Here is a 23,528-nt window from a genome sequence, read left to right on the forward strand (position 1 = left end):
CCGCACCGACGCCGCCGTCCCGTCAGTAGGCCTCCGGCGGCACGGGTGCCTGGGCGACCAGCACGTGCTCCAGGTCGGACGCGTCCACCAGCGGGTCGTCGAGGTCGACGGTGATCTGCGAGTGCGCCAGCAGCTTGGCCCCGCCGGTGATCGTCGAGTGCAGAGCCCCGAACTCACCGACCTGGGTGTCCTCCAGCACGGTACCGACGAACCTGTTGCCGCGCGGCGAGATCGTCTCGAGCGACTCGCCCTCCGCGATCTGCCCGCGACGGGCCATCAGTGCCAGGCGCGCCGAGGTGCCGGTCCCCGTCGGGCTGCGGCAGAGCACGCCGGGGTGCACGTAGGTGGCCGACGGCGACTCGTACCGCCCCTCGCCGATCTGCTGGACAGGCCCCATGAAGTGGGCGAAGGGCAGCGGCCCGACGTGGCCGAGCTCCGGGTGCTCCTCACGCAGGCCCGGGCGTGCCGCGCGCACGAAGGCGTCCCCGAACGCCGTCAGCGCGATCTGGCTCTCGCGGTCGATGGTGAACCCGTACCGGGCGGCGTCGATGAGGGCGTAGTACGCCCCGGACCACACGAGGTCGAACTCGACGCGGCCGTAGCGCGGGACATCGACCGACAGGCCCTCGTCGGCCACGTACGCGGGTTCGCCCTGCGTGGTGATGGACCGGACCCGCCCGCCCTGGTTGTGTGCCGTCACGCGGGCCAGCCCCGCCGGCGACTCCAGCACGACGCTCTGGGTGCCCTCGACCATCGGGATCATGCCGCTGCTGAGCAGCGCCGTCGCCGTGCAGATCGTGTTGGACCCCGAGTAGAGGGGGTACCCCATCGCCTCCATGATGATGTAGCCGGCCTGCGCCTCGGGGTGGCTCGGCTCGACGATGAGGTCCACCGACATCGCCGGGTCCCCGTACGGCTCGGACAGCAGCAGCCGCCGCAGCCCGTCCCCCTCACGCTGCAGGTACCGGGCCTTCTCCAGCACGGTCGTGCCCTGCAGGGGTTCGACGCCGGCGGTCACGATCCGGCTGACGTCGCCGCCGGACTGGGTGTCGATCAGGTGCAGCGTGCGTTCACGGTGCATGGGGAGCTCCCACGTCCTCCCAGTGCCGGTCCGGGACCACGACCAGCTTGCCGATGTAGGTCTTGCTCATGAACGTGCGCTGCGCCTCGTGGAAGTCGGACAGCCGGAACGTCCGGTCCAGCAGCGGCCTGATGTCGCCGTCCTCGATGTAGCGCCGCAGGCGGCGGAACGCCGTGCGCGTGCCCTGCGAGGACCCGTGCAGCTCGAGCTGCTTGAGGTACATGGTGCGCAGGTCCAGGTTCACCACCGGCCCGCCGATCGCCCCGGCCGTCGTGTACCGGCCCTCCGGCCGCAGGATGCGCAGCAGGTCGTTGAACATGTGCCCGCCCACCAGGTCCGCGACGACGTCGACGGGCCCGTCCACGACGCGGGCGACCTCGCTGACCAGGTCGTCGCCGTCCCGCAGGACGACGTCCTCGGCACCGATCCCGCGCAGCGCCTCCTCCTTGCCGCTGCTCGTCACCGCGTAGGGGACGGCGCCGCGGACCCGGGCGAGCTGCACGATCGCGGACCCGACCCCGCCGGAGGCCCCGGTGACCAGGATGCGCTCGCCCTCGGCGAGCCGGGCCCGGTCCAGCATCTGCTCGGCGGTGAGGTAGGCGCAGCAGAAGGTGGCGAGCCCCGCGTCACTGATGTCGCGGGTGATCTCGTACGCGTTCTCGGCCGGCACCGTCTGGTACTCGGCGTACCCGCCGTCACGGCCGTGCCCGATGTAGTCGATGTCGGCCAGGGAGTCGTCTCCCTCGGGCCGGTTGTAGATCGAGAAGTCGACCATGACGCGTTCGCCCACACGGTCCGCGGGGACCCCGTCGCCGACCGCGACGATCCTGCCCACGGTGTCCGTTCCCTGGATGCGGGGGAACCGGAGCGTGGATCGTCCTCGCCGCCAGGTGGAGACCTCGGCGGGGTCGGTCTCGCTGCCGTAGGCGCCCTCGCGCACCCACACGTCGGTGTTGTTCATCCCGCAGGCGTGGACGTCGAGGAGGACCTCCCCGGGTCCCGGGCTCGGCGTGGGCACGTCGTCCCGGTAGACGAGCTGGTCGAGCCCGCCGTGCCCCACGAGCTGAACGGCCTTCATCCGGTCCGGGATCGGCTCCATCCATCGACACTAGGTCATCCGGTCCCGACCGTCCTGGTGGGCCGGGGTCAGGACGCGAACGGCTCCACGCCGGTCGCCTCGACCGACAACGCCCAGAGCCGGTCGGCGGCTGCGGGGTCGACCGCCCAGTGCTTGACGCCACCGGCCCGCACGTCCGTCGTGTCGTCGGCGACGAGGGCGGCCACGTCGCAGTCCTCGCAGTACACGCCGCCCCGTGACTCCAGCTCGGGGGCGGTCGCCGCCCACAACGCGGTCGCCGCGCCCTGCGCCGGCGTCTTGAACAGCGGGTTCGGGTTGCCGTCGGCGTCGATCCAGCCGCGTGCCGTCTTCTCCTCCGTGGACATGTGCCGCTGCAGCTCGGTCATGATGCCGCCCGGGTGGACCGAGTACGCGTGCACCCCCGCGTCGGCCCGCGCGTCGAGCCCGACGGCGAAGAGGGCGTTGGCCGACTTGGACTGCCCGTAGGCGACCCACGGGTCGTACTCCTCCTCGTCGAGACCGAGGTCCTCGAACCGCACCGGCGACCGGAAGTGACCGATCGAGGAGTACGACACGACGCGGGCGCCCGGCGTCAGCAGCGGGGCGACGCCCCCGACGAGGGCGAAGTGGCCGAGGTGGTTCGTGCCGAACTGCGTCTCCCAGCCCTGGGCGGTGCGGCCCTCGGGCGTGGCCATGACGGCGGCCGCGTTGATCAGGAGGTCGACCGGTCTGCCGTCCTCGCGCAGCGCTCGGGCGAATGCCGCCACGGAGTCGAGGTCGGACAGGTCCAGGGGGTGCACCTCGACGCCGTCGACGTCCGCGAGCGCCTCGGCCGCGGCCGCGGGACGGCGGGCGGGGACGACGGCGGTGGCACCACGGGCGGTGAGCGCACGGACGGTCTCGATGCCGAGTCCGGAGTACCCGCCGGTGACGACGGCTCGCCGCCCGGTGAGGTCGTGCTCCGCCAGCACGTCGTCGGCGGAGGATCGGTAGCCGAAGGGCGTGCCCAGCGGCTCCTGGCGTGCGGTGTGCGGGGTGGAGTCGGTCATACGAACGAACATAGACTTTAGAGTTCGCTCGAAGTCAAGGAGGTCTGGTGAAGATGTCGACGGCCCCGTCGCCCGAGGGCTACAGCATCGGCGAGCTGGCGCGCGCCGTGGGCATGTCCACGCACACGCTGCGCTGGTACGAGTCCCGCGGGCTGTTCCCCCGGGAGATCCCCCGTACAGAGTCGGGACGACGCCGCTACGAACCCGAGACGGTGGAGTGGCTGCGGCTGCTCGCCCGCCTGCGCGCGTCGGGGATGCCCGTGGCCGGGATGGCCGAGTACGCACGGCTGGTCCGGGGTGGGGAGGGCAACGAGGACGAGCGCATCGCGCTCATGGAGGCGCACTCCCGCGCCCTGACCGAGCAGATCGACACCCTCGCCGAGTGCCGCGAGGTGATCGACGGCAAGGTCGCCGCCTACCGCCGCCGTCTGGCCGAGCGTCCGCCCGGGGCGCCGTAGCGCTCCCCGCGGGGGTGGGAGGACCGGCGGCGCACGGTGGGAGAATCATCGTCGTGCCCGCACCCGACCAGCCCCCGTTCGCCCACGTCGTCTACTTCGAGCCACGCATCCCCGGGAACACCGGGTCCGCGATCCGCCTCGCCGCGGTGACCGGTGCGCGCCTGCACCTGGTCGAGCCGCTCGGCTTCGACCTGTCCGAGGCGAAGCTGAAGCGGGCCGGTCTCGACTACCACGACCTGGCCGTGATGGAGGTGCACCCGAGCCTGGACGCCGTCCTGGGCGCCCTGCCGGACGCGCGCGTCTTCGCGTTCTCCACGCGCGGGACGACGGCGTACACGGACGTGGCGTACGAGACCGGCGACGTGCTGCTCTTCGGCCCCGAGCCGACGGGTCTGCCCGAGGAGGTGCTGGCGCACCCGCGGGTCACCGACCAGCTCAAGATCCCGATGCTGCCCGGACGCCGCTCGCTCAACCTCACGAACTCGGCCTCGATCGCCGTCTACGAGGCGTGGCGCCAGCGGGGGTTCGACGGAGCCTGACCGGCACGTCGGGCGCGCACCGCGCGCCCACCCCGCGAACGGCGGCACGAGCCGCCACGATGGGGCCATGCGCTCCCACCTGTTCCAGCACACCGAACCCGAGGGCGAGCCCGGCTCGTTCCAGCTCGCCAACCCGCGGATGCTCAAGGTCGACCTCGCCGGCTCCGGCGGGTTCTTCTACGCCAAGCAGGGATCGATGGTCGCCTACCAGGGCGACGTCGACTTCGCCTACGAGGGCAGCGGATCCGTGAGCAAGCTCTTCAAGAAGGCCTTCACCGGTGAGGGCATGTCCCTCATGAAGGTCTCCGGCCGCGGCGACGTCTTCCTCGCCCAGGACGCCGACGAGGTCTTCGTCCTGTTCCTGGAGAACGAGTCCGTCACCGTCTCCGGGGACAACATCCTGGCGTTCGAGTCCTCGCTGGCCTGGGACATCAACCGTGTCCAGGGAGCCTCGATGCTCACCGGCGGGCTGTTCAACACGACGTTCACGGGCTCCGGCGCGCTGGCCGTGACCGCGTACGGCACACCGATCGTGCTGAACGTGGACGAGCCGACCTTCGTGGACATGCAGTCCGCCGTGCTCTGGTCGACCTCCCTGACCAGCTCGGTGCGCAAGACCGCGAAGATGGGTGCCGTCATCGGCCGCGGCTCCGGGGAGGCCTACCAGCTCGGGCTGTCCGGCCAGGGGTTCGTCGTCGTGCAGGCGTCCGAGGGACACCCGCTGCCGAACCAGAACGGCTGAGCGCCGGCGTCCGTCAGGACAGCAGCCAGGTGGCCGCACGCTGCAGCAGGCGCAGGTACGACGGCGAGTCGTAGGCCCGCACGTCGTGCCCCAGCCCGCTGTACACCGTGCGTCCCCCGTGCTCCTCGGTCGCCCAGACCACCGGCTGCATCTCGCCGTCGTCGTCGGGGACCCAGCCCAGCACCTGCGACGTCGGGGCGACCCGCAGCCCGAAGTAGCGCTCGTCCTGCAGCTCGACGGTCTCCGCGGCACCGGCCACGATCGGGTGCCCGCCGGTGGCCAGCCGGACCGCGGCCGGGCCGAACGGCGGGTGGTACGACTCCCCCGGGATCCACCGGCCGCCCAGCAGGTCGCGCCAGTCCTCGGAGTCGGCGAAGGTGTTCGCCGCCTGGTGCACGGCCAGGATGCGCCCGCCGTCGCGCGCCCATTCCCCGAGCCGCCGGTGGAACGGCCGCCACGCCTCGTCGTCGGGTCCGATACCGGCCTCGAGGAACCCCGGCCAGGACGTTCCCGAGTTGACGACCAGCAGGTCGACCTCGTCCAGGTCGTCGAGCGCGTCCGGGAAGGTCGACCGCACGACCACGGAGGTCGAGCGGTCGTGCACGGTGAGGTCCTCCAGCACCTCGGCCAGGCGATGGCTCGTGGCGGCGTGGTCGTGCCACGGGTCCTCGTAGCGGCCGCGGCCGGCGAGGATCAGGACCTGGTGGGTGCTGGTGTCACGCGTGCTCACGGTCCCGATCGTGTCATGAACGCGTCGGGCGCGGCACGGTGGAACCGGTGATGATCGCCGTCTCGGGCAGCACGAAGCAGCGCCGGCACAGCGCCTCGTAGGTGAAGGTGCCGTCGTCCGGCAGGGGCTCGGAGGCCCCCAGCGGCTCGAGGAACGGCACGCCGTTGCGCAGCACCTGGGTGAACGCGGCGTGCAGGTCCTGGCAGCGGTCGCACACCGCCCGCCGGTAGCGCACGTCGGTGGGTCCGAGCTCCAGCAGGGCCCGGATCGTGGCGAACAGCTCGCCCCGGTGGTCCAGGTCGATGCCGCACGCCAGCACGCGGGTGCCGCGCAGCACGAGCTCCTCGACGACGCGGACGTCCGCCGGGGTGAACATGTGGACCTCGTCGATCGCGACGACGTCCTCGGTGCTGTGCAGCAGCGGCTCGAGGGTGTCGAGCTTGATCGTCGGCACCGACGCCCCCGTGCGCGACACGATCTTGTCGTCGCGCACGTGCCGCGACGACTGCACCACCGCACAGCTGAGCCGCGAGTACGCCAGCGGTGCCATCTGCGCGATGAGGTCGAGCGACTTGCCGGACTTCATCGGGCCGAGCACCAGCGACAGCTCCACCGAGGCACCTCCCGTCCTGGACGGCGGGCCGGGTCCCCGCCGCACAGCACCCTAACGGTCGTCGAGGACGGGCTCGGCCGCACGGGCCAGCACCGCCTCGGCGTGCCGCAGCAGCGGGGCGTCGATCATCTGCCCGTCGAACCGCGCCGCACCGCTGCCGGTCGACCCCGGTCCGGCGGCGGCCGCGAGGACGGCCCGCGCGTGCTCGACCTGCTCCGGGGTGGGCGCGTACGCCGTCCGGACCACCGCGGCGTGGGACGGGTGGATGCACAGCGTCGCGGAGAAGCCGACGGCGACGGCGTCGACGGCCTCGTCCCGCACACCGTCCAGGTCCTCCAGGTCGAGGTGGACGGCGTCGATCGCGGCCTTGCCGGCGGCCCCGGCAGCCAGCAGCACCGCGGACCGGGCGTACCGGGCCACGTCCCGGTAGGTGCCGTCGTCACGACGGCTGGCGGTGCCGCCGAGGGAGGCGACGAGGTCCTCGGCACCCCACGCCAGCGCGACGACGTCGGGACGGGCGGCGAGGGCCGGTGCGGCGAGCACCCCGGCCGCCGTCTCGCACAGCGCCACGATCGCGTACGGAGACCCGTCGTGCCGCAGCAGCGGACCGACGTACCGGCCGTCGGCCTTGGGGAGCATCAGCACGGTGTAGTCGGTGTCGGCCAGCGCGTCCAGGTCACGCTGGTGGTCCTCGGTCCCGACCGGGTTGACCCGCACGATCGTGCGGGCCGGGTCGAGCGGCGTGCCGCGCACCGCCCGGCGCGCCTCGGCGCGGGCCGCCGGGTCGACGCCGTCCTCCAGGTCGAGGATGACGGCGTCGGCCCGGTCGGCGGCCTTGGCGAACCGGTCGGGGCGGTCGGCGGGGCAGAAGAGCAGCGCCGGCCCGAGGGTGAACGGCCGGGGAGTCACGATCCCTCCCGGCCGAGGTCGGCGTGACCGTCCTTGGTCCACATGAGCACCGACCGGGTGGCGACCGCGACGACGGCGTCGTCCTGGTTCCGCCCGGTGTGCTCCAGCGTGACGATGCCCTGACCGGGGCGCGACGACGAGAGGCGCCGTCCCGTCATCACGGTCTCGCCGTACAGCGTGTCCCCGTGGAACATCGGCGCCGGGAACCGGATGTCGCTGAACCCGAGGTTCGCGACGATCGTGCCCCGGGTCAGGTGCGCCACGGACAGCCCGACGAGCGTGGCCAGGGTGAGCATCGAGTTGACCAACGGCTTCCCGAACGGCTGCGTGGCGGCCCACGCGGCGTCGAGGTGGAGAGCCTGCGGGTTCATCGTCGCCGAGGTGAACAGCACGTCGTCGGCCTCGGTCATGGTGCGTCCGGGCCGGTGGACGTAGCGGACGTCCTCCTCGAGCTCGTCGTAATAGAACCCGCGCTGGGTCTCCTCACGCATCGTTCCTCCTCGACTCCCGTGCCGCGGTCAGGCCGTGAAGCCCAGGTCGCGGGCGATGATCATCAGCTGCACCTCGGTGGTGCCCTCGCCGACCTCCAGCACCTTGGCGTCGCGGTAGTGCCGCGCGACCGGGTTCTCGTTGAGGAACCCGTACCCGCCGAAGATCTGGGAGGCGTCGCGGGCGTTCGCCATCGCCGCCTCGCCGGAGGTCAGCTTGGCCACGGAGGCCTCGGCCTTGAACGGCTTGCCGTGGATCATCTTCTGCGCGGCGTCGAGCCAGCACAGCCGGGCGGCCTGCACGCGGGCCTGCATCCGGGCGATGGTGAAGGCGACGTGCTGGTGCCGGCCGATGGAGTGGCCGAACACCTCGCGCTCCTTCGCGTAGCGCACGGCCTCCTCGAGGCAGCCCTGGGCGGCACCGGTGGCGAGCGCGGCGAACGCGATGCGGCCCTCGTCGAGCGCCCGCAGGAAGTTCGCGTACCCGCGCCCGCGCTCGCCGAGCAGGTTGGTCCTCGGCACCCGCACGCCCTCGAGCGTCAGGGGGTGGGTGTCGGAGGTGTGCCAGCCGACCTTGTCGTAGCTCTCCCCGACCGTCAGCCCGGGCGTGCCGGAGGGGACGAGGATCGTGGACAGCTCGGGGCTGCCGTCCTCGTGCCGGTCGGTGACCGCCGTGATGGTGATCAGGCTCGTGATCGGCGTGCCGGAGTTCGTGATGAACTGCTTGGACCCGTCGATGACCCACTCGTCGCCGTCGAGCCGGGCCGTGGTGCGGGTCGCCCCCGCGTCGGAGCCGGCACCGGCCTCGGTGAGCCCGAAGGCGCCCAGCGTCTTGCCGGTGACGAGGTCGGGCAGCCACTCCTCGCGCTGGGCGTCGGTGCCGTGCCGGAAGATCGGCATGATGCCGAGCCCGACGCCGGCCTCGAGGGTCACCGCGATGGACTGGTCGACCCGGGCGAGCGCCTCGACGGCGAGGCACAGGGAGACGTAGTCCTCGCCCTGCCCGCCGACCTCGGTGGGGAACGGCAGCCCGAACAGACCCATCTCACCCATCTGGTGGATGATCTCGATCGGCAGACGGCGCTCGGTGTCGTACTGGTACGCCGCCGGAGCGACGACCTCGTCGGCGAACTCGCGGACGGTCTGGCTGAGCTTGCGCTGACGGTCGGTCAGTGCGGTGGACGAGGTCTCGTGGATCATGACGCTCCTTCGCGTTCGACGACGGCGACCACCTGGTCGAGGCGGACCTGGTCGCCCGTGTTCACCAGGACGCGCAGGGTCCCTGCGGCCGGTGCGGTGAGGGGGTGTTCCATCTTCATGGCCTCGACGACGACGACGGGTGCGCCGGCGTCGACGGGGCCTGCGGGGTGGGTGGCCGTGACGGTGCCGGGCATCTGCGCCCGGAGCTCGACCGGCCCCACCGCGGCGGGGGCGCCGGCCGCGGCTGCCGCCGCGGCCCGCTCCTGGCGGCGCGACGACGCCCGCGAGGAGCGGTCGACCACCGTGTAGAGGGCGGTGTCGCCGTCGACGGACACCCAGACGACGGTGTCGTCGCCGGCGGGGGTCACCACGGCCGACACCGGCCGGGTCCGTCCGTCCGTGGTCAGCAGCCAGCGGTGCGACGAGCCACCGGCGGGTCGCAGCGCGGCCGCGACGGGCTCGCCGCCGACGGGCACGACCGTCGCGGCGTGCCGGCCGCCGGTGACGTCGAGGTCCGCCTCCGTGCCGCCGGGTCCGCGCAGGCCGACCCGGCGGGGCGCCGGCGCGGCGTTGAGGCGCCAGCCGTCGGCCGCCCACGGGTCGGTGGGACCGCCGGCGGGCTGCGGCGACGTGCCGGTGAGCAGCGCCGCGACCACGGCCCCGGCGTCCGGCGGGCCGTCCGCCGCGGCGGCGGACCGCTCGGCGAGACCGGCGGTGAACCGGTCCACGAGCCCCGTGTCCATGCGACCGGACCGCACGTCGGGGTCGGCCAGCAGGTCGCGCAGGAACCCGGTGTTGGTCTCGACGCCGAGCACGGTCAGCCGGGACAGCAGCCCGTCCAGGCGGGACAGCGCCTCGTCCCGGTCGGTCCCGTGGGCGACGGCCTTGGCGATCATCGGGTCGAAGTACCCGGTGACGGCGTCCCCGGTCTCGACGCCGGCGTCCAGGCGCAGCGGGAACGCGGTCGGCCCGGGTGCCGCCCCGGCGTCGTCGAGCAGGAGCACGTCCCCGACCGAGGGCAGGAAGTCGCGTGCCGGGGCTTCGGCGTAGATCCGCGCCTCGATCGCGTGCCCGGTCAGGTGCACGTCGTCCTGGGCGAACCACAGCTTCTCCCCCGCGGCGACGCGGAGCTGGGCCTCGACGAGGTCGTGGCCGGTGACCATCTCCGTCACCGGGTGCTCCACCTGCAGACGGGTGTTCATCTCGATGAACGAGAAGTCGTCCGGCGCCTCGGCCGGCACCAGGAACTCCACGGTGCCGACGCCCACGTACCCGACCGAGCGGGCCACCTCGCAGGCGGCCTGCCCCATCCGGTCGCGGGCGGCGTCGTCCAGCGCCGGTGACGGCGCCTCCTCGACGATCTTCTGGTGGCGGCGCTGCAGGGTGCACTCGCGCTCGCCGAGGTGCACGACGGTGCCCGCGGTGTCCGCGAGCACCTGCACCTCGACGTGTCGCGGGGTGTCCACGAGCCGTTCGAGCAGCAGGCCGTCGTCGCCGAACGCGGACCTCGCCACGCGCCGGGCCGAGGCGAGCGCGTCGGGCAGCGCCGCGGCGTCGCGCACCACGACCATGCCCTTGCCCCCACCACCGGCGACGGGCTTCACGAGCAGCGGGAACCCGACGTCCTCGGCCGCGGCGACGAGGGCGTCGTCGGGCAGCGAGGAGTCGAGGGTGCCGGGGAGCACCGGTACCTCGTGCTGGGCGACGAGACGCTTGGCGGCGACCTTGTCCGCCATGGTCTCGATCGCGCGCACGGGCGGTCCGACGAAGACGATCCCGGCGGCGTCGCAGGCGCGCGCCAGCGCCGGGTTCTCCGACAGGAAGCCGTACCCGGGATGGATCGCCTCGGCACCGGCCGCGAGGGCGGCCGCCACCACGGCGTCGGCGTCGAGGTAGCCGCCCGGCCCGTCCCCGGCCAGCAGCACCGCCTCGTCGGCCTCGCGCACGTGCCGTGCGTCGGCGTCGACGGGGGTGTGCACGGCCACGGAGCGGATGCCGAGCCGGCGCAGGGTGGCGATGACGCGGCAGGCGATCTCGCCGCGGTTGGCCACGAGCACTCTGGTGAACACGGGCCTCACATCCGGAAGAGCCCGAAGGAGGGCTCGGGCAGCGGGGTGCGCGCGCAGGTCGCGAGCGCCATGCCGAGCACCCGGCGGGTGTCGGTCGGGTCGATGATGCCGTCGTCCCACAGGCGGGACGTGGCGTGGTACGGGTCGCCGGCGGCCTCGTAGGTGTCGCGGATGCCGCGCCGGAACGCGGCCTCCTCGTCGGCGTCCCAGTCCTGGCCGCGGCCGGCGAGCTGGTCGCGCTTGACGGTGGCCAGCACCGCCGAGGCCTGCTCACCGCCCATGACGGACACCCGGGCGTTAGGCCACGTCCACAGGAACCGCGGGGAGTAGGCGCGCCCGCACATGGCGTAGTTGCCGGCCCCGAAGGAGCCGCCGACGACGACGGTGAGCTTCGGCACGCGCGTGGTCGCCACGGCGGTGACCATCTTGGCGCCGTCCTTGGCGATGCCGCCGGCCTCGGCGTCGGGGCCGACCATGAACCCGGAGATGTTCTGCAGGAACACCAGGGGGATGCCGCGCTGGTCGCACAGCTCGACGAAGTGCGCGCCCTTGAGCGCGGACTCGCTGAGCAGCACGCCGTGGTTGGCGACGACGCCGACGGGGTGCCCGTGGATGCGGGCGAACCCGCACACCAGCGTCGTGCCGTACTCCGGCTTGAACTCGGTGAGCTCGCTGCCGTCCACGATCCGGGAGATCACCTCGCGCGGGTCGTACGGCTGCTGGACGTCCACCGGCACGGCGGCGTACAGGTCGGCCGGGTCCCCGACGGGTTCCACGGTCGGCCCGACCTCCCAGACGGGCTCCGGGTCGGGCGGCAGCGTGGCCACGATGTCCCGCAGCATGTCCAGGGCGTGCTCGTCGTCGTCGGCCAGGTGGTCGACCACGCCGGAGCGGCGGGCGTGCAGCTCGCCGCCGCCGAGCTCCTCGGCGGTCACCTCGGCGCCGATGGCCGCCTTCACCAGCGGCGGACCGCCGAGGAAGATCGTGCCCTGGTCGCGCACGATGACCGTCTCGTCGCTCATCGCCGGCACGTAGGCGCCACCGGCGGTGCAGGAGCCGAGCACGGCGGACAGCTGCGGGATCCCCGCCGCCGACAGTCGGGCCTGGTGGTAGAAGATCCGCCCGAAGTGGTCCCGGTCGGGGAACACCTCGTCCTGGCGGGGCAGGAACGCCCCGCCGGAGTCCACGAGGTAGACGCAGGGGAGGCGGTTCTCCAGCGCGATCTCCTGGGCGCGCAGGTGCTTCTTCACCGTCAGCGGGTGGTACGTGCCGCCCTTGACGGTGGGGTCGTTGGCCACGACCATCACCTGCCGCCCGGCGACCCGGCCGATGCCGCCGATCACCCCGGCGCCCGGCCAGGCACCGTCGTCCTGGTCGTACGCCGCCAGCGGGGAGATCTCCAGGAACGCGCTGCCCGGGTCGAGCAGCCGCTCGACCCGTTCGCGCGGCAGCAGCTTGCCCCGTCCGACGTGCTTCTCCCGGGCGTGCTCGGGACCGCCGCGCGCGGCCGCGGCCGTGCGCTCCCGCAGGGTGTCGGCCAGGGCGCGCTGCGCGTCGGCGTTGGCCCGGGCGGCCTCGGCCGCCGGGTCCACGGCGGACGTCAGCACGGTCATACGGTCACCGCCTGGCGGGACGAGGCCGCGCCGTTGCGTCCCGCGGCGCCGTCGTCCTGCTCCGCCTCGTCCTGCTCCGGCTCGTCACGTCCACCGAGCAGCACCGCCAGCGCCGGGTCGGTGAGCAGCCCGCCCAGGTCCGCGAGGAACCGGGCGCCCTGCTCGCCGTCGACGACGCGGTGGTCGAAGGTGAGGCTGAAGGTCACGACGTCGCGCAGCGCGACCTCGCCCTCGTGCTCCCACGGCCGACGGGCGACCTGCCCGATGCCGAGGATCGCCGACTCGCCCGGGTTGAGCAGCGGGCTTCCCGCGTCGACGCCGAAGACCCCGACGTTGGTCAGCGTCATCGTGCCGCCGGTCAGGCGGTCCGGACGGGTGCGGCCCGAGCGGGCGGTGGTGGCGAGCTCGCGCAGGGCGCGGGCCATCCCCAGCATCGACAGCTCGTCGGCGTGCGGGATGTGCGGGACCACGAGTCCGCGGTCGGTCGCGACCGCGATGCCGAGGTTCACGTGCGGCGACCGCACGAGCTCGGCCTGGCCGCCGTCCTTCTCCTCCCAGCGGGTGACGATCGCCGGGTGCTGCGGGACGAGCCCGCAGACCGCACGGGCGATGACCGTGAGCAGCCCGACCTTGGTGTGCCGGGTGCGAGGGTGCTCGCGCAGCCGGGAGACCAGGGCGAGCGTCTCCGTCACGTCGCAGGTGAGGTGGACCGTCGCCTGCGGCACCCGGGCGCTGGCGACCATCGCGGCCGCGGTGTGCTTGCGCACGCTGCGCACCTTCACGCGGTGCTCGGCCGTCCGGGCGGCCGCCGGGGCGGCGGCCGGCCCGGCGTTGCGCACCGGCGCGGGCGGGGCGTCGACGGGCTTGCGGGGCCGGCGCGTCGGCTTGCCCTTGCGGGCGGCACGGGTGCCGTAGCCGACGAGGTTGGCCCCGGAGGACTCCTCGACGGAGCCGTTCGAGGCCGACGACGCCGACGACTCCGCCGCGGTGCTCGTCGTGGCGCTCGCCGCGGGAGCGGGCTCCGCCGTCGTCGCGGGGACCGTGGGCTCGGGTGCCGTCGACTCGGGCGGCGGCTCCGGTGCGGACGCGACGCCCTCGGCCGAGGCCTCGGCAGGGGCGTCGTCGCCCGCGCCGTCCCCGCCGGTGCCGTCACCGAAGGTGACCAGCGGCTCGCCGACCTCGACGATGTCGCCCTCCTCGGCGTGCAGCGCGGCCACGGTCCCGGCGAACGGCGACGGGATCTCCACCATCGCCTTGGCCGTCTCGACCTCGGCGAGCGCCTGGTTGAGCGTCACCGTGTCGCCCACGGACACCTTCCACTCGACGATCTCGGACTCGGTGAGTCCCTCGCCGAGGTCCGGCAGTCGGAAGATCTCCTGGGTGCTCATGCGGCCACCTCCGTGGACGTCGCGGGGGTGAAGGTCTCGAACGGGACGCGTCCGAGTGCCTGGTCGATGCCGTAGCACACGCGGTCCATGTCGGGCACGTAGTGGCCCTCGACCTTCGCCGGCGGGTACGGCACGTCGTGGCCGGTCACGCGCACGGGCGGCATCGCCAGGTCGGCGAAGCACCGCTCGGTGACGACGGAGCAGATGTCCGCCCCGACCCCGCCCTGGCGGGGGCCCTCGTGCACGACGACGACCCGCCCGGTGCGGCGCACCGACTCGACCACGGTCTCGGAGTCCCAGGGAGACAGGGAGCGCAGGTCGACGACCTCGACGGAGACGCCGTCGTCCTTCATCGCCTCGGCGGCGTCCAGCGCGCCCGCCACGTGCGAGCCCCACGTGACGACGGTGACGTCGTGGCCGGGACGGACGACCCGGGCGCGGGACATGGGCAGAGCGCTCTCCAGCGGCTCCACCTCGACCGGTCCCTTGACGTGGTAGAGCCGCTTGGGCTCGAAGAAGATGACCGGGTCGTCGCTCGCGATCGACTGGCGCAGCACGGTGCAGGCGTCCTGCGGGTTCGACACCGACACGACGCGCAGCCCGGCGGTGTGCACGAAGTACGCCTCCGGCGACTCCGAGTGGTGCTCGGCGGCGCCGATGCCGCCCGCCACCGGGATGCGCACGGTGATCGGCATCGTGACGCGCCCGACCGTGCGGGCGTGCATCTTGGCGACCTGGTTGACGATCTGGTCCCAGGCCGGCTGGACGAAGCCGTCGAACTGGATCTCCACGACGGGTCGGAACCCGCGCCACGCCATCCCGATGGCCGTGCCGAGGATCCCGGACTCGGCCAGCGGGGTGTCGATCACGCGGTGGGGGCCGAACTCGCTCTGGAGTTTGTCGGTCACGCGGAACACGCCGCCGAGGGAGCCGATGTCCTCACCGAGGAGCACGACCTTGTCGTCGTCGGCCAGGGACTGCCGCAACCCGGTGTTGAGGCCCTGGCCCAGGGTCATGTCGCTCATCGGGCGGCCTCCTGGGTGTCGTTGTCGGCGAAGCCGGCGAGGTAGCGCCCGTAGGCGTCCCGCTCGGCGTCGAGCACAGCGTGCGGCTCGGCGTAGACGTGGTCGAACACGGTCGACCAGTCGGGGTCGGCGACCGCGTAGACGCCGGCGCGCATCGTGGCGGCGACCTCGTCGGCGGTCTGCTGGGCGGCCGCCTCGGCGTCGTCGTCGAGGACGCCGCGGTCGCGCAGGTGCGCGGCCAGCCGGGCGATCGGGTCCCGGCCGGACCATTCCTCGAGGTCGCTCCGGTCGCGGTAGCGCGTCGGGTCGTCGGCCGTCGTGTGCGGGCCCATCCGGTAGGTGACCGCCTCGATGAAGGTCGGTCCGAGGCCGGCGCGGGCGCGGTGCAGCGCCTCGCGGGTCACGGCCAGGACGGCCAGGACGTCGTTGCCGTCGACCCGGACGCCGGGCATGCCGTAGCCGCGGGCCCGTTCGACCAGCGGCACCTTGGACTGCAGGTCCACGGGCTCGGAGATCGCCCACTGGTTGTTCTGGCAGAAGAAGACCGTCGGGGCGGACCACGTGGAGGCGAAGGTCATCGCCTCGTGCACGTCGCCCTGGCTGGTCGCGCCGTCACCGAAGTACGAGATGGTGGCGGAGGTCCGTTCGGGGGCGTCCGGTCCGTCGCTATCCGGGCGGGAGACGCCGATCCCGCCGTGGGCACCGCTGCCGGCCGTGGCGGTCTCGAGGAGCAGGCCGACGGCGTAACCGACGGCGTGCAGCGTCTGGGCGCCGATGATGACCTGCATCGGGGCCATCCGGTACTCGTAGGGGTCCCAGCCGGACGGGGCCGCACCGCGCCACACGCGCAGCAGGTCGGTCGGGGCGATGCCCCGCACGTACGCCACGCCCTGCTCGCGGTAGCTGGAGAACACGAAGTCGTCCTCGCGCAGCGCGCGGCTGGACCCGATCTGCGCGGCCTCCTGGCCGAGCATCGGGGGCCACAGGCCGAGCTGGCCCTGGCGCTGCAGGGCGGTGGCCTCGGTGTCGATCCGGCGGGCGGCGACCATGTCGGTGTACAGCCCCAGCATCGCGGCGTCGTCGACGTCGTCGAGCCAACGGTCCAGCTCGGGGACCTCGTGCCGGGTGCCGTCCGGGTCGATCAGACGGACGGGGGTGTGGTCGACGCCGCCGTCGTCCGGGGTTGCGTCCAGGTGCCGCGCGCCGTTCTCCGTGTCGCGCTGCACCCAACCGGCCGGCACGTGGTCACGTGCGCCGCCGTGGGCAGTGTCCGCCGAGGATGCCGACTCACCCGCTTGTGACAGGTCGTCCTTCGTCCTCGGATCCGTGGTGCTGGGCATGGGTGAGCCTCACCTCGCATCGGGTCGTCGCTCGTCGTCGAGCGCCGTTGTGGCGAAGGTAACGCTGCTCCGTCACACCGCACCACCAGCCCTCGGCCGACTGAGCAGAGTGCTTCATCGACCACGACGTCGCCGGACGTTCTGCGCAACCAGGAGATGACCGTGCGCCATCTCGCGTCGCGGAGGGCCATTCCGCGCAGATCCGACGAGCACGACCTGCCGGGCCGTCACCTCCGGCCCGACCGACGTTAGGCTGGCGCGCGTGCACAGCATCGATGCCGTGGACCTGGATCTGCTGCGGGCGCTCGCCGACGACCCCCGCGCGACGACGGTCGCACTCGCCCAGCGCCTGAGGATCTCCCGCAACACCGTGGCCGCCCGGCTCGCGCGCCTGGAGGGCGCCGGCGCGTTCCTCCACTTCGACCGGCGCATCGACCCCGCCGTGCTGGGCCACCCGCTGCTGGCCTTCATCGAGATCACGGTGCACCAGCGCGACCTGGTGCGGATCGTCGAGCACCTGGCCCGCATCCCGGAGATCGTGCAGGCGTACGGTCACAGCGGCACCGCCGACCTGCGGGTGCACGTGGTCTGCCGGGACACCGACCACCTGTTCCGCATCGACGCCGCGATCCTGCAGATCGAGGGGGTCGAGCGCACCGAGACGTCCCTGGCCATGGGCGAGCTGATCCCCTACCGGGTGCAGCCGCTGGTGGAGAAGCTCCGCCGCGAGCTCTGAGTCCCGCTCGTCACGGCGGAGGAGTACAGTCGCCAATACTCAGCATGCTGTGTATTGGAGGACCCGTGGCAGACCGCCGCCGTTGGCTCGCGCTGGTGACCGTCTCGGTCGCCGTCTCGCTCATCATCGTCGACTCGACGATCGTCAACGTGGCGATCCCGTCGATCGTGGCCGACCTGGGGATCGACTCGACCCAGGTGCAGTGGGTCCAGGAGTCCTACACGCTCGTGTTCGCCTCCCTCCTGCTGGTGCTCGGCGTCCTCGCCGACCGGTGGGGCCGCCGCCGCATGATGATGGCGGGTGTCGCGGTCTTCGCCGCGTCGTCGTTGCTGGCGGCCACCGCACCCACCGGCGGCGTGCTCATCGGCGCCCGGCTGGTCCAGGGTCTCGGCGGCGCGATGATCCTGCCCACGACCCTGTCGATCATCAACGCGACCTTCCGCGGCCGCGAGCGCGGCATCGCCTTCGCCGTCTGGGGCTCGACCATCGGCGGCATGGCCGCCGTCGGGCCCCTGCTGGGCGGTTGGCTCACCACCGACTACTCGTGGCGCTGGGCGTTCGGCATCAACATCCCCCTGGGCGTCCTCATCCTGGTCGCCGCGGCCCTCGTGGTCACGGAGTCCCGGGCCGACGAGCAGCGCGGCACCGACCTCGTGGCGGCCCTGCTGTCCGTGCTGACCTTCGGCGGGATCGTCTTCGGGCTCATCGAGGGACGATCGCTGGGCTGGTGGACGACGCTCGACGCCGCCGCCGACTGGTGGCCGCTCGGACTGTCCCCGGTGCCGGTCGCGCTCACCGTGGGCGTCGCCGCCGGCGTCCTGTTCGTCCGGCGCGGTCTGCGTCGGGCGCGCCACGGCCTGCCGACCCTGATCCCGCTGGACCTGTTCGGCATCGCCTCGTTCCGCAACGGCAACGTCGCCGCCCTCGTCGTCTCGCTCGGGGAGTTCGGCATCCTGCTGTCGCTGCCGATCTGGCTGCAGAACGTCCTCGGCTACGACGCCCTGGCGACCGGCTGGATCCTCGTGGGCCTCGCGGGCGGATCGTTCCTGGCCAGCGGGGCGGCGCAGGCCCTGACCGTCCGGTTCGGTGCCGTGCCGGTGGTGCGCCTCGGCATCGCCGCCGAGATCGTCGGTGTCGTGGGTCTGGGGGCCGTCGCCCGTCCCGACTCCACCTGGGTCACCGTCGTGCCGTTCCTCGTCGTCTACGGCTTCGGGGTCGGGCTGGCGACCGCGCAGCTCACGGGCGTCGTCCTCGCCGACGTCCCCGTGCGCGTCTCCGGTGCCGCCTCCGGGACCCAGAGCACCGCACGTCAGGTGGGGTCAGCGCTCGGCATCGCCATCCTCGGCACGATCCTGTTCACGACCACCGCGGCCGACCTGGACGCCCGGCTCGCGGACCGTGGCGTCCCGGACGCCGCCCGGGAAGCCACCGTGACGGCCGTGGTGGACAGCGCGGGTGGCGCCATCGCCGGCCTGGAGCAGGACCCGGCCACGGCGTCCGCCGCCGACGACGCGCGGGCTGCCCTCACGCAGGGGACCCGCTGGTCCGCGTGGGTGGCGGGCGGCTTCCTCCTGCTGGGACTGGGCGCCACGCTCACGCTGGAGCGCCGGCCCCGCGAGACGGTCACGGTCGCCGAGGACCGCACCTGACGGGGGATCAGCCGAGCTCGGCCACCAGGTCCGCCGCACCCCGTGTCCGGGCGATCAGCTCCGCGTTGACCTGGTCCGACCCGCGGGCCCAGACGGCGGCGTCGGCCGGGCTCTTGCCGAACGCTCGGTGCCGCTCCTCGAGCCGGGCCAGCCGCAGATCCTCGGCCACCTCGACGTACCAGACCTCGCTCATGCGGGCCCGGGCGGCCGGCCAGGCCCCGGTGCCGGCCAGCAGGTAGTTTCCCTCGGTGACCACGAGCGGGATCTCGGCGGGCACCTCGACGCCCGCGGCGACCGGCTCCTCGATCTCGCGCCGGAACACCGGCGCGTAGATCGGCCGGTCGCCGGGACGGGCGTCCGCGAGCCGCGCGACCAGGGCGGCGTACCCGGCGTCGTCGAAGGTGTCGATCGCACCCTTCCGCTCCCGGCTGCCGTGCGCGGCCAGGACCGCGTCCGACAGGTGGAACCCGTCCATCCCGACCCCGACGGCGGTGCCCGGTCCGAGCGTCTCGACGAGCCGCTGAGCGAGCGTCGACTTGCCGGACCCGGGTGCCCCGACGATCCCCAGGATCGCCCGCTCCCCCGGCACGACGAGTGCCCGGGCCCGTTCCACGAGCTCCGCCGTCGTGCACCTCATCGCCGGACCTCGGCCAGCCAGGACCGCGGGCCGACGTGCCGCACCCGCGTCCCGGCGACCTCGACCGCCGTCGCGCAGGCCTCGGGCAGCGCGGCACCGCCGGCGAGGGCCATGGCGAGGGCTCCGTGGAACGCGTCGCCGGCCCCCAGGGTGTCCCGGGCCTCGACCGCCGGGACAGGGACGGTGCCGGTGTCGTCGCCCGAGGACCACTCGACCGGGCCGTCGCCGTGGGTGACCACCACCCCGCGCGCCCCGAGGGCGTGCGCCCCGGCGGTGACGTCCTCGTGCCCGGGGACCGCGAACCGCGCGGACACCGCCGCCACGTCGGCCACGGGCAGCAGCTCGGCGAACAGGGGCCGCCAGCGGCCGGCGTCGAGGACCACGCGGGGCCGCGGGTCACGGTTCTCCAGGTGCCCGACGGCGGCACCCGCGATCACGGGGTGGTGACCGTCGAACAGGACGACGTCCGGGTGCGGGAGGTCGCCGAGGAACCTCGGCGGCGGGGCCTCCGCGAGCGCCGCGTCCGCCGAGACGACCGACCGCTCCCCCGTGGCCTCGTCGACCAGCACCGCGGACACGGCGAGCGGGAAGTCCTGGCCCGGCGCGACGACGTCGTGCACCTCGACCCCGTGGGTCTCCAGGTCGGTGCGGGCGGCACGGGCCACCGGGCTGTCGCCGAGCGCGGTGACCAGCACGGCGCGCGCCCCGAGCGCGGCCGCCGTCACGGCGGCGTTGGCGGCCGGACCGCCCGCCGCGACGTCCTGCCGCGAGGCCGTGACCTTCTCGTCCCGGTCCGGGCGGCCGGCGGCCCGGTGCACGACGTCGAGCGTCGTCAGCCCGACGAACCAGCAGGTGCCCGTGTGGTCGGCGAGAGGCATGGCCTCATCCTGGCACGCACCGGCCCTGTGGGCGGGAGCACCCGGCGAGTAGGATCGACGCACGAGCAGGATCGAGATCACCGCGCCGGACCGGCCGGGTTCCTGCGGGCAGCAGGCAGTCGGGGAGGCGCGATGCACGACGACGGACCCGCTCGCGCGCACGCACCCCGCGCCGTGGAGTGGTCGCTCGCGCTGGGGATCGCCGGCCTGCCCTGCGCCCTGGTCCCGGTCGTCGGGGACTGGCTGGCGGCACCCCTGGGACTGGCGGCCCTCGCGCTCGGATCGATCGGCAGCCACGTCGCCGACCGCGACGGGCACCCGGGCGTGGGACGCGGGCTGGCGGGCGCGCTGCTCGGTCTCGGCGTCCTCGCAGCCGTGCTGTTCTCCGCCGTCGTGGGTGCCGTCGGACCGGCCTGACCCGCCGTCGCGGACGGTCCCGCCGGTCCGGAGCCGTCAGGCGGTGCCGGTCGTCCGTTCCCGGGCCACCAGCTCGCGGAGCGCGGGCGCGATCTCTTCGCCGAGCACCTCGAGCATGCGCGGGTCGTCGGTCGCCACGACGAACGTCCCGACGCCGTGGGTCAGGGCAAGACCGGCCAGCTCCTCGACCCACTGGTCGACCGGCCCCTGCAGGAACCCGCGCCGGTCGGCGGTGACCTCGCCGCCGACGTTGAGCAGCCGCCGGATCTCGGCCGGGTGCCGTCCGACCTCCTCGGCGGTCTCGTCGATGATCGTGTTGCCCCGGGCCAGGCCGTCGTCCTGCAGGTAGCCGTACGAGGGCAGCCAGCCGTCGGCCTGCCGGGCGACCAGACGCAGCATGCGTGGCTTGGTGGCACCGACCCAGATCGGCACGTCGTGCGCGGGTGCCGGGCCCCGCTTGGCCCCGGCGACGCGGTGGTGCTCCCCCTCGACGCGCAGGGGCGTCCGCTCACCGGCGTCCCAGATGCCCCGGACGATCTCGATCGCCTCGCTCAACGCGGTCACGGACTCGCCGGGGGTGAGCCGCGCCCCGCCCATCGCCGCGATCGCGTCCCAGAACCCGCCGGCGCCGAGGGCCAGGTCGACACGTCCGCTGCTGAGCAGGTCCAGGCTCGCCACGGACCGGGCGAGCACGGCGGGCTGGCGCAGCGGCAGGTTGAGGACGTTGCCCGCCAGGTGGATCCGTTCCGTGACGGCCGCGGCGTAGGAGATCAGCGTCCAGGTGTCGAGGAACCGCGGCTGGTAGGGGTGGTCCTGGAAGGTGACGAGGTCCAGCCCGGCGGACTCGGCGGTCCGGGCGAGGCGGACCGGGCCCTGCGGATCGGCGTTCGACGGCGTGATGAACGCCCCGACGACGATCTCGTGTCCGTAGTCCGTCATGCCGAGCCTCCGGGGTGCTGCGTCTCTCCTGGCGTGCTCACCGCTGCGGGGTGGTCACCACCTGGCCGGCCCAGGTGAACCCGCCGCCGAACCCGAACAGCAGCGCGGGCACGCCCGCCGGGATCCGGCCGTCGTGCCACCACTTGGACAGCCCCAGCGGGATCGACGCCGCCGAGGTGTTGCCGGACTCGGTGATGTCGCTGACCACGACCCGGTCCTCGAGTCCGAGGGACTTGGCCAGCGGCTCGATGATGCGCAGGTTGGCCTGGTGGGCGACCAGGACCTCGACGTCGTCCAGCGTCAGCCCCGACGCCTCCACGACGCGGCGGGCCCGCTCGGCGGCCCGGGTGATGGCCCACTTGAACACCGCACGGCCGTCCTGGGCGAACCGCTCCGCCGGTGCCTCGATGCGCACCGCCGGCGTGATCTCCGGCTCGGACCCCCACACGACCTGCCCGACACCCGGGGAGTCCGCGGCCTGGAGCACGGCGGCCCCGGCCCCGTCGGCGGTGAGGATGCAGGTCGACCGGTCAAACCAGTCGGTGACCGCGGTCAGCTTCTCCGACCCGACCACGACGGCGGTCCGGGCGCTGCCCGTGCGGATGGCCTGGTCGGCCAGACCCACGGCGTAGGCGAAACCCGAGCAGGCGGTGTTGACGTCGATGACGCCCGGCCCGACGACGCCCCGCAGGTCCGGCTCCTCCTCGCCCTCGGGCGTGCTCGCCCCGGGCTGGACACCGGTGCGCAAGGCGTAGGCCACGCGGCCGGCAGTGTTCGGCGACCGGTCCATCGCGGTCGTCGTGGCCACGATCACCAGGTCGACGTCGTCGTTCGCGACCCCCGCGTCGGTGAGTGCGTGCTCCGCCGCGGCGGTGGCCATGTCCGCGACCGTGACGTCGTCGGCGGCGACGTGGCGGGTGATGATGCCGGTGCGCGAGCGGATCCACTCGTCGTTCGTCTCGACGAGCTCGGCGACGTCGTCGTTGGTCATCACCCGGGCGGGCTGGTGGTGACCGAGGCCGACGATCCGGGAGCCGGCTGCGCCGGCAGGCAGCGAGAGCATGACACCGATCATGGCATGCCGGACCCGGCCCTCCGCCCGGGGGCCGGAGTGCGAGACGTCGGGCTCAGCCGCCGAGAACGTGGACGAGGCCACGTCCGACGAGGAACAGCCCGAGCCCCGCCACCAGGACGACCGTCAGCTGTGCGCCCCGCTTCGCGACGAAGTCCGCCAAGGCCTTCAGCCCCCGGCCGGCAGGCCCGGGCGCCACCAGCGTCAGGACGAGGGGCAACCAGGCCGGCAGGGACGCCACCACGACCACGACGAGGATCGCCACGACACGACCGACGACCTCGAGATCACCGGCGGCGATCTCCTTGGCGGCCGGGACGAGGACAGCCATGGTCGTGAAGTTCGTCGCCATGGAGAACACGCCGAAACCGAAGGCGGCGCCGGGACCCAGTGCGCGGCTCCGGGCCTCCGTCGGCCGGTGCCGGCGACGGCGGACCTCGAGGGCGGCGGCGAGGAGCACCAGCAGCGAGCCGAGGACGATGTCGAGCGAGGCGCTCAGGGTCGGCTCCTTCGGCAGTGCGAGCGAACGCCCGAAGAGCACCAGTGCGGACAGGATGACCAGCAGCGTCAGGACGACGCCCAGGGCGTAGCGCGCAGCGACCCGCCGTCCGTCCCGGCCGGAGAGGAGGAAGGTCTGCTCGCTCAGCATCATCGGGCTGACGGCGCCGACCAGCGCGAGCGGGACGACGACCGCGAGCACCTTGAGCAGCACGGCCCCATCCTGCCAGCAGCCGGTCACCTGCCGCTCGGCGCACGGCGGTTCCGTGGGGCGGGTCGGCAACGCGCCGCAGGCTCTGGGCGTGGGCGGCCCGGTGGCCGGTGTCCTAGGTTGGGGACAGCGAGCCGTCGCCGCGGCGGCACGGACCGACCGAGAGGAC

General features: G+C 73.6%; 24 protein-coding genes. 6 read left to right on the plus strand and 18 right to left on the minus strand.

Annotation, left to right across the window (positions count from 1 at the left end; genetic code table 11):
- Positions 1-22: 22 nt before the first annotated feature.
- From HLI28_RS03105 to HLI28_RS03115, 3 genes are read right to left on the minus strand one after another with little or no spacing between them, the layout of a single operon-like run.
- Positions 23-1,081, minus strand: a complete 1,059-nt coding sequence (locus HLI28_RS03105) for a proline racemase family protein (RefSeq protein ID WP_171246037.1) — start codon at positions 1,079-1,081, stop codon at positions 23-25.
- Positions 1,071-2,180, minus strand: coding sequence for an alcohol dehydrogenase family protein (locus HLI28_RS03110; protein WP_246246335.1), 1,110 nt, complete (start codon positions 2,178-2,180; stop codon positions 1,071-1,073). The genes HLI28_RS03105 and HLI28_RS03110 overlap by 11 nt, the downstream gene beginning before the upstream one ends.
- A 47-nt stretch (positions 2,181-2,227) precedes the next feature.
- Positions 2,228-3,208, minus strand: coding sequence for an oxidoreductase (locus HLI28_RS03115; protein WP_171246038.1), 981 nt, complete (start codon positions 3,206-3,208; stop codon positions 2,228-2,230).
- Positions 3,209-3,261: 53 nt separating this feature from the next.
- Between HLI28_RS03115 and HLI28_RS03120 the strand changes: the two genes are divergently transcribed.
- From HLI28_RS03120 to HLI28_RS03130, 3 genes are all read left to right on the plus strand, one after another.
- Entirely contained in the window at positions 3,262-3,666 is a 405-nt protein-coding gene (locus HLI28_RS03120) for a MerR family transcriptional regulator (protein WP_246246351.1), read from the plus strand.
- A 53-nt stretch (positions 3,667-3,719) separates the two neighbouring features.
- Positions 3,720-4,205, plus strand: a complete 486-nt coding sequence (locus tag HLI28_RS03125) for a tRNA (cytidine(34)-2'-O)-methyltransferase (RefSeq protein ID WP_343035602.1) — start codon at positions 3,720-3,722, stop codon at positions 4,203-4,205.
- A 67-nt stretch (positions 4,206-4,272) separates the two neighbouring features.
- A complete protein-coding gene (locus HLI28_RS03130) occupies positions 4,273-4,947 on the plus strand; it encodes an AIM24 family protein (RefSeq protein WP_171246040.1) in 675 nt (224 codons plus the stop codon).
- 13 nt (positions 4,948-4,960) lie between these two features.
- Here HLI28_RS03130 and HLI28_RS03135 read toward each other — a convergent pair whose 3' ends face one another.
- Genes HLI28_RS03135 through pdhA form a run of 10 tightly spaced genes read right to left on the minus strand, consistent with a single transcriptional unit; the run spans position 4,961 to position 16,322 of the window.
- Positions 4,961-5,677, minus strand: a complete 717-nt coding sequence (locus HLI28_RS03135) for a ThuA domain-containing protein (protein WP_171246041.1) — start codon at positions 5,675-5,677, stop codon at positions 4,961-4,963.
- Positions 5,678-5,690: 13 nt separating this feature from the next.
- Positions 5,691-6,290, minus strand: a complete 600-nt coding sequence (locus HLI28_RS03140) for a thymidine kinase (RefSeq protein WP_304602592.1) — start codon at positions 6,288-6,290, stop codon at positions 5,691-5,693.
- A gap of 51 nt (positions 6,291-6,341) precedes the next feature.
- Positions 6,342-7,199 (minus strand): aldolase/citrate lyase family protein, encoded by an 858-nt coding sequence (locus HLI28_RS03145; RefSeq protein ID WP_171246042.1) that lies wholly within the window; start codon positions 7,197-7,199, stop codon positions 6,342-6,344.
- Positions 7,196-7,690: a MaoC family dehydratase gene (locus HLI28_RS03150; protein ID WP_171246043.1), complete on the minus strand. Its 495-nt coding sequence runs from the start codon at positions 7,688-7,690 to the stop codon at positions 7,196-7,198. The genes HLI28_RS03145 and HLI28_RS03150 overlap by 4 nt, the downstream gene beginning before the upstream one ends.
- A 27-nt stretch (positions 7,691-7,717) precedes the next feature.
- Positions 7,718-8,887 (minus strand): acyl-CoA dehydrogenase family protein, encoded by a 1,170-nt coding sequence (locus tag HLI28_RS03155; protein ID WP_171246044.1) that lies wholly within the window; start codon positions 8,885-8,887, stop codon positions 7,718-7,720.
- Positions 8,884-10,956, minus strand: a complete 2,073-nt coding sequence (locus HLI28_RS03160; protein WP_171246045.1) for an ATP-binding protein — start codon at positions 10,954-10,956, stop codon at positions 8,884-8,886. Before HLI28_RS03160 ends, HLI28_RS03155 begins: the two co-directional genes overlap by 4 nt.
- A gap of 5 nt (positions 10,957-10,961) precedes the next feature.
- Complete coding sequence (locus HLI28_RS03165) at positions 10,962-12,569, minus strand: carboxyl transferase domain-containing protein (RefSeq protein WP_171246046.1); 1,608 nt, start codon at positions 12,567-12,569, stop codon at positions 10,962-10,964.
- Positions 12,566-13,957 (minus strand): dihydrolipoamide acetyltransferase family protein, encoded by a 1,392-nt coding sequence (locus HLI28_RS03170; RefSeq protein ID WP_171246047.1) that lies wholly within the window; start codon positions 13,955-13,957, stop codon positions 12,566-12,568. The genes HLI28_RS03165 and HLI28_RS03170 overlap by 4 nt, the downstream gene beginning before the upstream one ends.
- The gene (locus HLI28_RS03175; RefSeq protein WP_171246048.1) at positions 13,954-14,982 is read right to left on the minus strand and encodes an alpha-ketoacid dehydrogenase subunit beta; all 1,029 of its coding nucleotides are present in this window, start codon (positions 14,980-14,982) and stop codon (positions 13,954-13,956) included. Before HLI28_RS03175 ends, HLI28_RS03170 begins: the two co-directional genes overlap by 4 nt.
- The gene (gene pdhA / locus HLI28_RS03180; protein WP_171246049.1) at positions 14,979-16,322 is read right to left on the minus strand and encodes a pyruvate dehydrogenase (acetyl-transferring) E1 component subunit alpha; all 1,344 of its coding nucleotides are present in this window, start codon (positions 16,320-16,322) and stop codon (positions 14,979-14,981) included. Before pdhA ends, HLI28_RS03175 begins: the two co-directional genes overlap by 4 nt.
- A 262-nt stretch (positions 16,323-16,584) precedes the next feature.
- Between pdhA and HLI28_RS03185 the strand changes: the two genes are divergently transcribed.
- Both HLI28_RS03185 and HLI28_RS03190 read left to right on the plus strand, forming a co-directional pair.
- The gene (locus HLI28_RS03185) at positions 16,585-17,058 is read left to right on the plus strand and encodes an Lrp/AsnC family transcriptional regulator (protein WP_171246050.1); all 474 of its coding nucleotides are present in this window, start codon (positions 16,585-16,587) and stop codon (positions 17,056-17,058) included.
- 44 nt (positions 17,059-17,102) lie between these two features.
- A complete protein-coding gene (locus HLI28_RS03190; protein WP_171246051.1) occupies positions 17,103-18,707 on the plus strand; it encodes an MFS transporter in 1,605 nt (534 codons plus the stop codon).
- A 7-nt stretch (positions 18,708-18,714) separates the two neighbouring features.
- Here the strand turns inward: HLI28_RS03190 and HLI28_RS03195 are convergent, their stop codons facing one another.
- Together HLI28_RS03195 and HLI28_RS03200 are read right to left on the minus strand one after the other, a co-directional pair.
- Complete coding sequence (locus HLI28_RS03195) at positions 18,715-19,344, minus strand: nucleoside/nucleotide kinase family protein (protein WP_171246052.1); 630 nt, start codon at positions 19,342-19,344, stop codon at positions 18,715-18,717.
- The gene (locus HLI28_RS03200) at positions 19,341-20,222 is read right to left on the minus strand and encodes a PfkB family carbohydrate kinase (protein WP_171246053.1); all 882 of its coding nucleotides are present in this window, start codon (positions 20,220-20,222) and stop codon (positions 19,341-19,343) included. The genes HLI28_RS03195 and HLI28_RS03200 overlap by 4 nt, the downstream gene beginning before the upstream one ends.
- A gap of 132 nt (positions 20,223-20,354) precedes the next feature.
- On the opposite strand from HLI28_RS03200, the gene HLI28_RS03205 reads away from it, so the two are divergent.
- On the plus strand, positions 20,355-20,639 hold the full coding sequence (locus HLI28_RS03205) for a hypothetical protein (RefSeq protein WP_171246054.1): 285 nt from the start codon (positions 20,355-20,357) through the stop codon (positions 20,637-20,639).
- A gap of 36 nt (positions 20,640-20,675) precedes the next feature.
- Here HLI28_RS03205 and HLI28_RS03210 read toward each other — a convergent pair whose 3' ends face one another.
- The 3 genes from HLI28_RS03210 to HLI28_RS03220 form a co-directional block, all read right to left on the minus strand.
- Entirely contained in the window at positions 20,676-21,578 is a 903-nt protein-coding gene (locus HLI28_RS03210; protein ID WP_171246055.1) for an LLM class flavin-dependent oxidoreductase, read from the minus strand.
- 37 nt (positions 21,579-21,615) lie between these two features.
- Positions 21,616-22,641: a beta-ketoacyl-ACP synthase III gene (locus HLI28_RS03215; RefSeq protein ID WP_246246337.1), complete on the minus strand. Its 1,026-nt coding sequence runs from the start codon at positions 22,639-22,641 to the stop codon at positions 21,616-21,618.
- A gap of 64 nt (positions 22,642-22,705) precedes the next feature.
- A complete protein-coding gene (locus HLI28_RS03220; protein ID WP_171246056.1) occupies positions 22,706-23,362 on the minus strand; it encodes a GAP family protein in 657 nt (218 codons plus the stop codon).
- Between the last annotated feature and the right edge of the window lie 166 nt (positions 23,363-23,528).

Origin of the sequence: Isoptericola sediminis (assembly GCF_013085345.1) — a bacterium.
Classification (GTDB): Bacteria; Actinomycetota; Actinomycetes; order Actinomycetales; family Cellulomonadaceae; genus Isoptericola; species Isoptericola sediminis.